The sequence below is a fragment of the Clostridium thermarum genome, from assembly GCF_006351925.1.
Lineage (GTDB): Bacteria > Bacillota > Clostridia > Clostridiales > Clostridiaceae > Clostridium_AU > Clostridium_AU thermarum.
Window position 1 is genome coordinate 2224128 of the sequence record NZ_CP040924.1, and the last position, 14166, is coordinate 2238293.

General features: G+C 39.7%; 13 protein-coding genes and 1 other annotated feature. Of the genes, 3 read left to right on the forward strand and 10 right to left on the reverse strand.

The genetic code is table 11. The features are described from left to right. The first annotated feature begins 73 nt into the window (after nt 1-73). The 3 genes from FHY60_RS10105 to FHY60_RS10115 all read left to right on the forward strand — a co-directional run bounded on the left by FHY60_RS10105 (nt 74) and on the right by FHY60_RS10115 (nt 4589). Nucleotides 74-1477, forward strand: coding sequence for an MATE family efflux transporter (locus FHY60_RS10105; RefSeq protein ID WP_139904846.1), 1404 nt, complete (start codon nt 74-76; stop codon nt 1475-1477). A gap of 137 nt (nt 1478-1614) precedes the next feature. Beyond that, nucleotides 1615-3942 carry an ABC transporter ATP-binding protein/permease gene (locus FHY60_RS10110; RefSeq protein WP_139904847.1) on the forward strand — a complete coding sequence of 776 codons (2328 nt, stop codon included), beginning with the start codon at nt 1615-1617 and terminating at the stop codon, nt 3940-3942. A 149-nt stretch (nt 3943-4091) separates the two neighbouring features. Further along, nucleotides 4092-4589 (forward strand): spore coat protein, encoded by a 498-nt coding sequence (locus tag FHY60_RS10115; protein WP_139904848.1) that lies wholly within the window; start codon nt 4092-4094, stop codon nt 4587-4589. A gap of 167 nt (nt 4590-4756) precedes the next feature. Here FHY60_RS10115 and trpA read toward each other — a convergent pair whose 3' ends face one another. The 10 genes from trpA to FHY60_RS10165 form a co-directional block, all read right to left on the reverse strand. Next, nucleotides 4757-5551, reverse strand: coding sequence for a tryptophan synthase subunit alpha (trpA, locus tag FHY60_RS10120; protein WP_139904849.1), 795 nt, complete (start codon nt 5549-5551; stop codon nt 4757-4759). Further along, nucleotides 5548-6723: a tryptophan synthase subunit beta gene (gene trpB / locus FHY60_RS10125; protein ID WP_139904850.1), complete on the reverse strand. Its 1176-nt coding sequence runs from the start codon at nt 6721-6723 to the stop codon at nt 5548-5550. Before trpB ends, trpA begins: the two co-directional genes overlap by 4 nt. Beyond that, the gene (locus tag FHY60_RS10130) at nt 6720-7328 is read right to left on the reverse strand and encodes a phosphoribosylanthranilate isomerase (RefSeq protein WP_139904851.1); all 609 of its coding nucleotides are present in this window, start codon (nt 7326-7328) and stop codon (nt 6720-6722) included. The genes trpB and FHY60_RS10130 overlap by 4 nt, the downstream gene beginning before the upstream one ends. Nucleotides 7329-7331: 3 nt before the next feature. Beyond that, the gene (trpC, locus tag FHY60_RS10135; protein ID WP_139904852.1) at nt 7332-8117 is read right to left on the reverse strand and encodes an indole-3-glycerol phosphate synthase TrpC; all 786 of its coding nucleotides are present in this window, start codon (nt 8115-8117) and stop codon (nt 7332-7334) included. After that, complete coding sequence (gene trpD, locus FHY60_RS10140) at nt 8114-9151, reverse strand: anthranilate phosphoribosyltransferase (RefSeq protein WP_139904853.1); 1038 nt, start codon at nt 9149-9151, stop codon at nt 8114-8116. Before trpD ends, trpC begins: the two co-directional genes overlap by 4 nt. Next, nucleotides 9141-9719, reverse strand: coding sequence for an anthranilate synthase component II (locus FHY60_RS10145; RefSeq protein WP_139904854.1), 579 nt, complete (start codon nt 9717-9719; stop codon nt 9141-9143). The genes trpD and FHY60_RS10145 overlap by 11 nt, the downstream gene beginning before the upstream one ends. Beyond that, nucleotides 9720-11150: an anthranilate synthase component I gene (gene trpE, locus FHY60_RS10150; RefSeq protein WP_139904855.1), complete on the reverse strand. Its 1431-nt coding sequence runs from the start codon at nt 11148-11150 to the stop codon at nt 9720-9722. It lies immediately after the preceding gene. A 47-nt stretch (nt 11151-11197) separates the two neighbouring features. Then, nucleotides 11198-11552: a binding site (T-box leader), on the reverse strand. 60 nt (nt 11553-11612) lie between these two features. Then, entirely contained in the window at nt 11613-11891 is a 279-nt protein-coding gene (locus FHY60_RS10155) for a hypothetical protein (RefSeq protein WP_139904856.1), read from the reverse strand. A 36-nt stretch (nt 11892-11927) separates the two neighbouring features. Further along, a complete protein-coding gene (locus FHY60_RS10160; RefSeq protein ID WP_139904857.1) occupies nt 11928-12413 on the reverse strand; it encodes a hypothetical protein in 486 nt (161 codons plus the stop codon). A gap of 172 nt (nt 12414-12585) precedes the next feature. Beyond that, nucleotides 12586-13929, reverse strand: a complete 1344-nt coding sequence (locus tag FHY60_RS10165; protein ID WP_139904858.1) for a D-alanyl-D-alanine carboxypeptidase family protein — start codon at nt 13927-13929, stop codon at nt 12586-12588. Nucleotides 13930-14166: the final 237 nt, after the last annotated feature.

Here is a 14166-nt window from a genome sequence, read left to right on the forward strand (position 1 = left end):
TACTTGGACAATTTACCTTATTTTTATCTTTTATATTTTATCATTTAAGTTACGAAAGCTGGTGTTAAATAATATGAATTTTAACTTTTTACGTCAGAATACGGAGCAGAGACGTGATCTAATACTTAATGGTCCTATATCCTCTACTCTTTTTCTACTGTCCTTTCCAACCTTAATGATGGGATTGGTTCAGTCGATTATGCCGGTTATGGATGGTATTTTTATAAATAACCTTATAGGAACCATTGGTGCCAGTGCCATCACCTACAGCGGCCCGATTATCAATATGATGATTGCTCTTGCACAGGGCCTCAGCGTTGCAGGAATGGCCTTGATGGGCCAGATGAATGGCCGGGGAAATTATAAGGGTGTGAAGCATGTTTCAACGCAAATCGTTGTATTTGCATTTTTAATTGGTTGCATAACTGCTCCAATACTTTATCTACTGGCTTACCCTGTATCATCAAATGTTGACGCTCAAATCGCCCATGATGTATTTTTGTATCTTGCATTAAATTCCTTGGTATTACCTTTTTCATTTTTAGAATCCATATATAATGCCATAAAAAATGCCAGCGGAAAACCTGAGGCTACTTTTATTAGAATGGTAATTATGCTTATTTTAAAAATCATATTCAACGTAGTATTTATCATTGTTTTCCCACTTGGCTTAGTTGGTTCTGTTATGTCTTCTCTGCTATCAAATATCCTAATTTGTCTTTGGATGTTTTATGAGCTATTTATAAAGAAAGGAGAAGATAGGTTAACCCTAAAGGGCTTTAAATTTGATACTAAAGTATTGCTCAAATTGATTACTATAGGAATTCCTTCTATGCTATCAAGCTTAATGCTAAACCTGGGATTCTTCCTTATAAATAACGAAACTGAGAAATATGGCCCCATAGTACTTACAGGTCAGGGAATCGCAAACAATATAACTTCTGTCTGCTTTAATCTTCCCTCAGCCTTTGGATCTGCAGTAACTACAATGGTAAGTATGAACATTGGTGCCGGCCAAAGTGCAAAAGCAAAAAAGACCTGTTTCCAGGCCTGCTTGGTAAGTGCAGCTACTGCAGCAATTTTAATAGCCATAGTGCTGCCCTTGTCTTCCAGTCTTACAACGCTGTTTACCAATGAGCAAGAGGTTCTCACTGTAGCTAACAGATCGCTGAACATATATATTTACTCGGTTATTGGCTTTGGTGTATGTATGGTTCAGCAAGGTGCCTTCATCGGCCTGGGCCGAACAAGACTGCCTCTGGTTATAAGTTTACTTAGAATTTGGCTGCTAAGATACCTATTTATTTTAGCAACGGAGCGTGTGCTAGGTTTCTATTCCGTATTCTGGGGCAATCTTTTTTCAAATTACGCAGCAGCCATAATATCAACCATAATAATTTTAAGAACAAAATGGGTTTCAGCCATTTCTCTTAAGGAAAATAAAAGCAACACCACTAAACCCGCATCAGTAGTTTAGCAATATAAAAAGAAAGTGCTCGCCACTTTCTTTTTTTCTTCCCCCTTGACACTTATAAGAGGGAATTTTATACTACATGCAGTGCTGACTACGTGATGAATCATGCTATAATTCTGATTAAAGAAGGAGATTACAGAATGTTATCTTTAAGGAATATAGAGAAGAGCTACACTACCGGTGCTTTTACCCAAGTAGCCTTAACTGGAATCAATTTGAGTTTCAGAGAAAATGAGTTTGTAGCTATTCTTGGTGCCAGTGGTTCAGGAAAAACCACTTTTTTAAATATCATTGGCGGACTTGATAGATATGACAGCGGTGATTTGATTATCAACGGTAAATCCACAAAGGAATTTTCTGATTTAGACTGGGACGCATACAGAAACAACAGTGTAGGCTTTATTTTTCAAAGCTATAATCTGATTCCCCACCTAAGCATCATAGATAATGTTGAAATGGGCATGACCTTGAGTGGCATTACTGCCAGGGCTAAAAGAAACAAGGCCTTGACAGTGCTTGAAAGAGTGGGGCTGAAGGAACATATACATAAGAAGCCAAATCAGCTATCCGGTGGTCAAATGCAGAGGGTTGCCATAGCCAGGGCCTTGGCCAACGATCCTGATATAATCCTTGCTGATGAACCTACAGGTGCCCTAGACTCTGTGACAAGCAGGCAGATAATGGACTTAATTATGGAGATATCAAAGGACAAACTTGTCATCATGGTCACTCATAATTCTGAATTGGCCCATACCTATGCCAGTAGAATTGTGGAGTTTAGAGATGGAGAAGTAATAGCTGATTCTAATCCCCTAGAAGAAAAAGAGATCAATGCAGAGTACAGCCTAAAAAAAACAAAGATGAGTTTTTTCACTGCCTTAAAGCTATCTGCTACCAATATAAAGACCAAAAAAGGCAGAACCTTTCTCACTGCCTTTGCTTCAAGCATTGGGATTATTGGTATTGCACTGATTTTGTCACTGTCTAACGGCTTTGATAAGCAAATTAAAAACTTTGAAGCAGGCACTTTGTCTACCTTCCCTATAATGATTACACAGACCACGGCGGAGATAGATCCTGAGGTATTAAAGCAGCAGAGGAATGATATGCTTGGCCTTTCAAAAGACGAAGATGATTATCCAAATGTTAATGTGATATATCCAAAGGAACCTATGAGCGAAAAGATTACCCATACCAATATATTCACAGATGAATATATTGAGCATATAGAAGCCATTGACCCAAAATTGATAGCAGGGATATCCTATACCAGGATGTTAAATATCAATCTCTTAAAAAGGCAAGGTGATACTGCTAACTTAGTTAAAACAAATCCCATGAACTTCAGATCTTTTCCAAAAACCTTAGCCCCTAAAGGCCCCAGCTTTTTGGAAAGAAACTACGACGTGCTGGCCGGTACTTACCCTAAGGAAGTCAATGACCTTGTTCTTATAGTAGATAAAAAGAATGGGGTGGAAAGAAATGTCCTTCAAGCCTTTGGCCTAGACTATAAATCAGAAAGTATAGCCTTTCGGGATATACTTGGATACGAACTAAGGGTTGTTTTGAATAATGACTATTATAAAGAGGAAGGAGCTCTCTTTACCATTAATGGAGACCCAAGCAACCTAATTGACCTATATAATAAAGAAAGCACCATAAAGCTTAAGGTTGCAGGCATTCTAAGACCCAAGAGGGAAGTTAAGGTTTCAATTTTTCCTCCGGGTTTTGCATATTCTGATGAGTTAGTTGAAATGATTCAAAAGGATGCTGAAAATTCAGAAATTGTATTGATGCAATTGGTCAGCGACTATAATGTCTTAACTGGGGAACCCTTCGACATTACCAGTCCGGAAGACCTTTCCTCTAAAACCATGCTCCTGTCCAATTTAGGAGCTTATAAGACCCCCTATATGATTTCTATTTTCCCCTTAGATTTCGATGCAAAAGACCAGATCTTAGCTCATTTGGACAAATATAATGTTGGTAAGGCTGAGGAAGATCAAGTGATATATACCGATTTGGCCGGTACAGTTACAGAGATGTCCGGTAGTATTATGAATGCCATTACCTTAGTGCTCATCGCCTTTGCTGCAATTTCACTAATCGTATCCCTGATCATGGTGGGCATCATAACTTACATTTCAGTTTTGGAAAGAACCAGGGAAATTGGTGTCCTAAGAGCCTTAGGAGCCCGTAAAAAAGACATTACCCGGGTATTTAATGCCGAGACCTTCATAATAGGCCTGTGCTCAGGTATACTTGGCATATTTATTGCCTGGCTCCTAATCTTCCCAATCAATAATTTCATAGAGATCAAAACCGATTTAACTAATGTGGCCCAACTAAATCCACTTCACGCCCTAGGCTTGATCCTTTTAAGCCTTCTCCTGACTATACTGGGCGGTACAATACCGGCAAAAATGGCAGCTGGAAAAGACCCTGTTGAAGCTCTAAGAGCGGAATAGAATTGCTATTGACAATGGACAATGGACATTTGACAATCGACAATTTAGGAAATGCTGTCCTATCCAGCTTGAATTAATGGACAGAAAATTGGAAAGTGGAGGGAATAGAAATATTATTTTTGAAGATAATATTGGTGGAGGTGTTTATAATGAATATTACATTATCTACAAAGGAAAGATATCTGCTTGAGGATGAAAAGAGCCATGAAGAGCTTTGCATCAAGAAGTACAGGGAATATGCAGGCCAGGCATCAGACCCACAATTGAAAGACATATTTAATAATCATGCTAACATCGAACAAGAACACTTAAATACTTTAAATCAATTACTGAACGGGCAGGTTCCTGCACTCAACAATCAGCAAGGTGGAAATCAACAGCAGCAACAGCAACAACCTCAGCAAATGCAAGCAAACAGTGCTCAGATGCAAGGCGCTTCTTCTAATTATAACCAAAAGGATAAGGAACTTTGTACTGATATGCTGATGACAGAAAAGTATGTTTCAAGTACATACAACACTGCCATATTTGAGTTTAGAGATCCAAATGTTAGGGATGTACTAAATCATATACAAAAAGAAGAACAAAAGCATGGAGAAGCAATTTTTAAGTATATGGAAAGTAAGGGTATGTATACCCTTCAATAGTTAGTTGTAATGACCTGTACCGGCTGCTATGACATTCTAGCTAATTAAAAGAGCTTTGTCCCTAAACTTTGCATTGCGACGCAAAGCTATTAGAGACAGAGCTTTTTTACTGTCAGTATGTTTCCCCACGTTTACTTGTTATTTATCTCTATAATCTATATATCCTGTCAGGATTTAAAAGCGCTTTTCAGCTCTTTTACAAATACTGCTGCCGCTTCCACTGCTTCACAAACCTGGCTGCACTCAGCTATTTTTTTAACTATGGCGCTGCCGACTATTATTCCATCACAGTAATTTTTATATTCATTAACCATGTCAGCATTAGATATTCCAAAGCCTAAAGCCTTAGGTAGTTTTGTGTATTTACTAACCAGATTCATGTATGATTGAACATCTGTATCAATATTTTGACGGATTCCGGTAACCCCGGGTGAGGACACACAGTAAACAAAACCGCTTCCTCCAGCAACAATCTCCTTTATTCTTTCCTTTGAAGTTGGTGCAACCAGTGGTATTAAAGAAATTCCATAGCCTTCTGTAAGATCATATATCTCTTGTTTTTCTTCAAGGGGAAGGTCCGGAATAATAATGCCATCCAAGCCTCCATCTCTAGCCTCATGAAAGAACTTTTTCATGCCGTATTTGAAAACGGAATTATAATAAACAAGATATATTAATGGAATTTCACTTCTCTTCCTTATATCCTGTACAAGCCCCATAATATTTTTTATGTTAGCACCGGCTTTAAGGGCTCTTTGAGAGGATTCTTGAATGATTGGGCCATCAGCTAAGGGATCTGAGTATGGAATGCCAAGCTCTACAATATCAGCACCAGCATCTTCCATTGCCAGTACTAAATCCATTGTGGCAGAAAGACATGGGTCTCCCGCAGTTATAAAAGTAATCAGTGCCTTCTCCCCCTTTTGTCTAAGTTCTTCAAATTTTGCCTTTATCCTATTCATAGTGACACCCCCAACAGGCCTGCTATGGTATGAATATCTTTGTCTCCTCTTCCTGAGAGGTTTACGATGATTATCTTTTCCTTATCCAAAGTCGACGCCATCTTTATAGCATGGGCTACTGCATGGGAACTTTCTATGGCAGGCATTATCCCTTCTGTAGAAGATAATTCCTTAAAGGCCTTCACCGCCTCCTCATCAGTTACAGCATCATATTCCGCCCTTCCGATATCCTTAAGGTAAGCATGCTCCGGGCCTATACCTGGATAATCAAGGCCTGCAGATATGGAGTGGGCCTCAAGTATCTGGCCATCTTCGTCCTGCAAAACATATGTCATCATTCCGTGGATTATTCCTAGGGCCCCTTTAGTCAGCGTTGCAGCATGCTTGTTTGTATGAAGTCCTTCACCGGCAGCCTCTACTCCTATAAGTCTCACAGCCTTATCCTCTATAAATGGATAAAAGATTCCTATGGCATTGCTGCCGCCTCCAACGCAGGCCACTACAGCATCCGGCAGTCTTCCTTCCTTTTCAATAATCTGCCTTCTGGTTTCTTCTCCAATAACCTTTTGAAAGTCTCTTACCATAGCGGGATAAGGATGTGGCCCCATCACAGATCCCACTACATAAAAGGTATCTTCAATCCTTGCCACCCAGTCTCTCATAGCAGAGTTTACCGCATCCTTTAGTGTCTTGCTGCCGGTGGTGACTGCTGTGACCTTAGCTCCGAGGAGCTTCATTTTAAACACATTTAGTGCCTGCCTATTTATGTCTGTTTCACCCATGAAAATTTCACATTCTAAGCCAAACATGGCTGCTACGGTGGCGGTGGCCACTCCATGCTGGCCTGCACCTGTCTCCGCTATTACCCTTTTCTTGCCCATCCTTTTTGCCAGCAGGATTTGCCCCAAAACGTTATTTATCTTATGAGCCCCGGTATGATTTAAGTCCTCCCTTTTCAGGTATATTTTAGCTCCGCCGCACTTTGCAGTAAGATTTTCAGCAAAGTACAGGGGAGTTTCTCTACCACTGTATTCCCTTAAATAGTAGCGATACTTCGACATAAATTCCTCATCTTCAATGGCCTTATAAAATTCTCTTTCCAGCTGCAAAACTGCACTCATCACTGTCTCAGGGACATATTGTCCACCATATTTTCCAAATCTCCCCTTCATATATTTCTCACCTTTCTAATAAATTCTTCAATTTTATAAAAATCTTTGATCCCGCCAGACTCCACGCCACTGGATACGTCCACAGCAAAGGGCTTTACCTGCTTTATGGCTTCACTTACATTCTGAGGGTTTAATCCACCTGCCAGAATAATTTTCTTTCTATGACTTGTACCATCCAACAGGCTCCAGTCAAAGCTCTGACCTGTTCCACCAAGTGCACCAGGAACCTTGCTGTCCACCAGTATAGTTTCCACAGGCTGATCTTCCATCCTCTTTAAGTCTTCAAATCCGCTTATACCAATGGACTTCCAGATCTCATAGGCTGAAAGCTGTTTTATATATGGAAAATCCTCATTTCCGTGTAGCTGAATCACATCTAACCTTAACCTTTCAGAAATATAAATGAGACTTCCTAAGGGTTCATCCACAAAGACCCCCACGGTTTTTATTCCTTTATCCAACCCTTTTCTCAAATCCTCAGCCTGATCCACTGTGACCTTTCGTCTGCTTTCGGCAAATACAAAGCCTATATAGTCAGGTTTTAGTTTATTTACGTACTCTATGTCAGTTTTACGGCTTAGTCCACATATTTTAATCTTTGTCATAACTCACCTCTGCAGCCCCTTAGAAGACTTGATAAATTCTATAATGGACCTACCCTCATTAATATACCTCATAAAGGTTTCTCCTATAAGCACTGCATCTATGTCTAGGGATCTCAGGTATTTTATGTCTTCGGAAGCTTTAATACCACTTTCTGATACCGTTACTATTCCTTTAGGAATATAACGTCTTATATCCTCAGTAGTTTTGAGATCTACTTCAAAGGTTTTGAGATTTCTATTGTTTATTCCGATGATATCACAGCCTGCCTCTAGGGCTTCTTCTGCTTCTTCCCTTGTGTGGACCTCCGTAACACATGCCAGCCCCAGATTTTTAGCCAAGACGTAAAAGTCTTTCAGCTTGCCCTTTAAGATTGATGAAATTAAAAGTACTGCATCGGCCCCAATAGCTTTAGCATGGTAAAGCTGAAATTCGTCTATGATAAAGTCCTTTCTCAGTACAGGCTTTGAAACTAGTACCTTTACCTCTGTCAAATATTCATCACATCCCTTAAAAAATTGTCTTTCCGTCAAAACCGACAGGGCATCCACCGGAATTTCTTCATATATACTGGCTATTTGCCTGTGATTAAAAGTTTCCACTATAATCCCCTTAGAAGGGGATGCCTTCTTGACCTCTCCAATTATAGCCATGGTATCTGTGCATAGTGCCTTTTTAAAATCCCTTATTGGTTGTAAATCACAAGCTTCCATAAGCTTTTTTATAGGTATCATTCTCTTTTCTTCTTCCACTTGTTTCTTCTTATGAGCAAGGATATCCTCTAAAATCATGCGGTAACCCTCCGGTTAAACTCTAATAATTCCAGATATTTTTTAAAAGCTCTGCCACTGTCAATGAGTTCCTCTGCAGCGGAAACTCCTTCTTTAACCCCCGTTACAACCTTGGCTGTATATAGGGCTGCAGCGGTATTTATAACCACCAAGTCCCTCTTAGGACCTTTTTCTCCCTTAAGAATATTGATAATAATCTCAGCATTTTCCCGTGGTTCTCCACCTCTCAGGTCTTCCATGGTTGACAGGGGTAAGCCGTATTTTTCAGGATTTATGGTATAATCTGTTATTTTGCCATCTTTTAATTCACTTACCAAGGTGTCTCCGGTAGTAGTTATTTCATCTAAACCGTCTAATCCATGAACTACCATCGCTCTTTCTCTCCCAAGTCTTAATAAAACCTCTGCAAGGGTATGGGTCAAGGCTCCATCAAAGACTCCAAGTACTTGACCTTTAATTTTAGCTGGATTTGTCAATGGTCCCAGGATGTTGAAAATTGTCCTCAGGGCCAGCTCACTTCTTACGGGGGCTGCATTTTTCATAGCCACATGATATTTTTGAGCAAAGAGGAAAGCCATACCGGTAAGTTCAAAACATGCCTGTGAAGATGATATCTCCATAATGATATTAAAGCCCAGCTCTTTGAGCACATCAGCACTGCCGCTTTTTCCTGACACCGTCCTGTTTCCATGTTTGGCTACCTTTACCCCTGAAGCGGCAGCCACCAAGGCCACAGCAGTAGATACATTAAAGGTCCTTCCCCCGTCACCGCCGGTACCGCAGGTGTCTATGGCATAGCAGGGTGTCCCATCTTCCTTAACACTTAATTCAAAGGGAAGGGCATTACTTATCATAGCCTTGGCACAGCCGGTTATTTCTTCCACGGTTTCTCCCTTCATCCTAAGAGCTATTAAGAAGGCTGCTATCTGTGCATCAGTTGATTTTCCAGACATTATATCCATCATTGCCCCTTCTGCCTCTTGCACCGTTAAATCTTCTTTAGCTACAAGCTTTTTTAATGCCTCACCTAACATAACAAATCTCCTCCAAGAAATTTCTAATCATTTCCTTCCCCTTGTCCGTAAGTATAGATTCAGGATGAAATTGCAGGCCAAAAATCGCATGTTTCCTATGTCTTATTGCCATAATAGTCCCGTCTTCAGTCTCAGCCGTAACGATAAGTTCCTTGGGAAGGGAGGCTTTCTCAACAACTAAGGAATGGTATCTCATAACCTTTAGAATAGGCTGCAGACCCTTAAAAAGATATTTCCCATCATTTGTTATCTTTGAAACCTTTCCATGCACTATGTCTGCAGCTCTTACTATATTGCCGCCAAAAGCACAGGCAATGGCTTGGTGACCAAGACATATCCCTAAAATTGGTATCACACCAGCTGCTTGTTTTATCAAGTCCACACATATTCCTGCCGCTTCCGGCCTTCCAGGACCGGGAGATAGTATTATTCCATCCGGTTTTAACTCCAGAATTTTCTCTACGGTCACTTGATTGTTCCTCACTACAAAGATATTTTTATGATACTGACCAACATATTGATAGAGGTTATAAGTAAAAGAATCATAATTGTCGATTATTAAAATCATTCATATCACCTCAATTAATGCCCTTGCTTTATTTATGGTTTCCTCATATTCCTTTTCAGGATCAGAATCGTAAACAATACCGGCTCCAGCCTGGATATAGGCTGCTCCATTCTTAAAAATAATAGTTCTGATAGCGATGCACACATCCATGTTTCCATCGTAGGAGAAATAGCCTACTGCTCCTGCATATAACCCTCTCCTCATATTTTCAAGTTCATCGATAATCTCCATAGCCCTTATTTTAGGTGCACCTGACACAGTACCTGCCGGTGCACAGGCCATCAGGGCATCAAAACAGTCTTTATCTTCCTTTATCTCTCCTGATACGGTGGTGACTATGTGCATCACATGGGAGTAGTAGTCCACTTCCATAAACCTATCTACTTTAACAGAGCCAAAAGAGCTGACTTTTCCTATGTCATTTCTACCCAGGTCTACCAGCATAACGTGTTCTGCCCTTTCCTTTTCATCGCTTAAAAGGTCTTCTTTAAACTGTAAATCTTCTTCGTCACTCTTTCCCCTAGGTCTCGTTCCGGCAATTGGATTGGTTGTAACCCTCTTTCCCCGCAGGCTTACCAGACTTTCCGGCGAAGACCCCACAACCTGGAAATCATTAAAATCTATATAAAAGAGATAGGGTGAAGGGTTTTTAGAACGTAGTCTTCTGTAAACCTCAAAGGCGCTGGCAGTCTGTGTTACCTTAAACCTTTGAGACAATACCACCTGAAAAATATCACCTGATCGAATATACTCCTTTGCTCTCTCTACTAACTCACAAAACTGTTCTTTAGTTAAGTTGGACTCTATCTTCTGTACTTCTCCCTTTTCACTTAGGGGAACACTTACAGAGTTGCTTCTTATACTTTTTATCTGCTCATCCAGTTTTTGTAATACACAGTTATAATCCTCACAGCTTTCAGGCTGCACATTATAAATCACAGCTAGGGTATGCTTCATATGATCATAGCAGATTACAGTTTTGTAAAATAGGAAACAGGTCTCTGGTATTCCATTTTTATCCTGGTAAGTATCCTGCAGTACTTCATAATTTTTAATATAGTCATAACTTACATAACCTATAGCACCGCCGATAAAAGGAACCTTTAGTCCTGCTGTTCTGTATTTTTGTTTTAATATTTTTCTTACCACAGTGATGACATCAGTCCTGTATTTTTTCACTTGTGTTCCATCTTCAACTAATGTCAGATTTTCTTGACCCTTCACCGCCATATATGGGTCCATTGAAATGAAAGAGTACCTGCCGGAACTACCAAAACCGTAGGAGCTCTCAAGCAGGCATTTGTTTTTACCCACAAGTGAATTAAAAATACTAATGGGAGTAAGTTCATCAGCATTGATTTCCTTCTGTAAGGGAAAGGTAAAGCCTTTGCTTTTTAATCCATTAAATTCTGCTTCTGAAATATTAACCATATCATCCCTCCTAAATTTGATAAAATAAAAAAGCCACTCCATCCACATTATGGGACGAAGTGACTGCGCGGTGCCACCCATATTGGTTTTATATTGTAAATGGCCTAATAAATTAATGTATAATGGTGCTAATGTACACTTGAACAAAAAAACATTTCATCCCTTAGGACGAAATGTTACTTTCGATGTGCCACCTAAATATAAACCCCACTCTTTCAGGTACAGATTGCTCGATACCCTATCCTTTTAACGGTGGATTCCCGGACGCTGCTACTAAGGAAAATCCCATTGGCGCGCCATCTCACAGACCCATTCACTACGACCTATGGCACCCGGCTTACACCACCCCGGACTCGCTGAAACCTAGTATTCATAGCTACTATTTCTGATCATGGACTTATTAGTTAAATTTTATACCAATTGTATATAATTGTCAACATATTTATTTGAAATACGGAAATTTTATTCACAGCAGCAATAGGTTTTTTTGATATCTACACCGTATTCAGTTCTTTCAAGCTTAACATTGGTAATCAAAAAGGCAAACTCTTTGTTTGCTACGAATTTTATTCCCTCCAGCTCAACACAGACATCGTCTTCCTTTTGTACATCAAAGGTCATTTCTATGTCCGCATTTCCACAGCAAACCTCTGCCAACTGGAATCTTACTGCATTCTTTTCCTTATCTTTTAAATATTCCTTTAAATAATTTAATACTTCTGCATCGGCTATTACCCTCATGCTGTTACCTCCTCATGCTTGTATATCATATTCTGTTTATTCCATTTCAACAATTATTTTATGGCCTTCATAGAAGCCCTCTCCATCCTCCTGAACCATACCACCGCAGTTTACAACGAAATACTGCAGGAATATACTGACAGCATTATCCCCCTCTTCACCAAGGTCATCTCCGGTTATCTGCACGGCTACCACATACTTCGTTTGATTTAAATGTTTCCTAACTTTAGCCAGGTTTTCTGCCGGCACATCCTCCAATTCTTTTATCAGTTCCATAAATTCATTAACTTCCTCACGCATCAAGGATTCTTCTTCATTTCCATCTCTATTCACTTCTGCAATGAAAACTCTATTTCCATCCTCTCCTATCACGGCCACTTCTTCCCAGGGCTTTGCTGGATCAACTTCAATATAGCTTTTATCTACTCTTAAGTTATATCCCTGTAATTTTGTCCACTTAAATATTTCATTAATGGTGGGCACATCTTCTTTTGTACAAAATACTCTTAAGTAATCACCCATGGTCTACACTCCTTTAGTAAATTTTATACTCCACATCAGTATTATAACATATGTAACTGATGGTTATAACCTAAAGTTTTTGTGTTCCCGGAAAAATGAAATTCTGCAATATCAGTGTTGCCAATTATAGCCCCTGTTAAGTTACACTAAAGCGCTATTGTCCCCCAATATGTTATTTAAATCTATTTGCCATATATCTTTTTCTTCTTTTCCTGTATCTAGCTCTTCGTATATGTTTCCTAACAAGCAGCAAGACAAAAATGAGAACCAAAATTCTAAAGATCCAACTGGTGAAAATACCATGGAATATGTTGCCTGCTGTTTCCTTAAAACTTGCCTTGAAACTTCTCTCTACGCCTCTTGCTGCAATTAGGTCTACCTTGCCCAGTAATATCCCGTCTTTCTTATACTCTACGGATCCCAGAACCTCGCCCTGTTTTACCGGAGCAGTTATATCTTGCATTATGTCCTTTTCCTCCTGGATGTTCCAGAGGTTTTTGTCGATGGAAAGGGTTGCCTCTAAGGACTGAGAAGCTAACAGCTGAAGCTTGCCATCGTCCTTAGAATCCATCACATTAACAGTATCTAACACTTGATCTTTCTCTACGAAAGCCTGAGTTTTATAATTTTCAAAACCATACTCGTACAATTGCTTTGTATAGTTTATTACGGCATCATTGCTCTCTTTTACATTCATTACCGCTGCTATAAGTTCTGTACCTTCCTCGCTTACGGCTGTGGTGATTAAATTAAAGCCGGCACCACTGGTATAACCTGTTTTTATACCAATGACCGTATATTTGTTGTTATCTTCTTCGGGACCGTAGGGATATTGATTATTCCCCCAAAGAAGCTTGTTGGTGGTCCTTAGGTCAGGCCATTCCTTATGTTTATTAGTGGCAGGCAGCTCATTATAGTATTCCTGTTTTACAATCTCTCTGAACTTTGGTATAGTCATAGCATGCCGTGCAAGGATTGCCATATCCCTTGCCGTTGTAAGGTGGTTTTTAAACTGCTCCGTATCATCCATACCGTTAGTATTATAAAATCGGGTGTTAACAGCACCCAGTTCAGCAGCCCTTTTATTCATTCTTTCAATAAATTCAGCCCTTGAGGGGGCTACATTTTCAGCTATGATATTAGCAGCCTCGTTAGCAGATTTCACCAGCATCACATTAAGCATGTTATCAAGGGTAAGGTTGGTCTCTCCAGCCATTATTCCTATGTTCATTCCACCGTCGCCAATGTCAAAAACAGCCTCCTGTGACACCTCCACTTCCTTATCAAACTGCCCTTCTTCCAGTGCTACTATGGCTGTTAATATCTTTGTGGTACTAGCAGGACGTATTTTAACATCAGCGTTATTCTCTGCTAAAACCTGTCCCGATTTAGAATCTATAAGTATATATGAACAATTAGGGTCAATGGAAAGTTCATCACTAGTGACGGCTTCAGCCGGCATGGTAATCAGCATGGTTGTCATAATTAAGGACAGTACAAAACTTAGTTTTTTCATGAGCTCCTCCTACTGCATAATAACCTTAGGTCATTCTATTTATATAATATATATGATAATAAAAAAACTTAGTTTTGTAAATCTTTCTATGCTTCCATGGGTAATGCTGATTGTAATCGTTTGGCCGGGAAATTTTTATAGGTTTACTAAATCTTGTTTCTTTTTTCCACCAAATCAAAACTGATCATATGTAAACTGATTTTCTGATGTGGTCTTTTCAAAGGCAGCACGGTGATA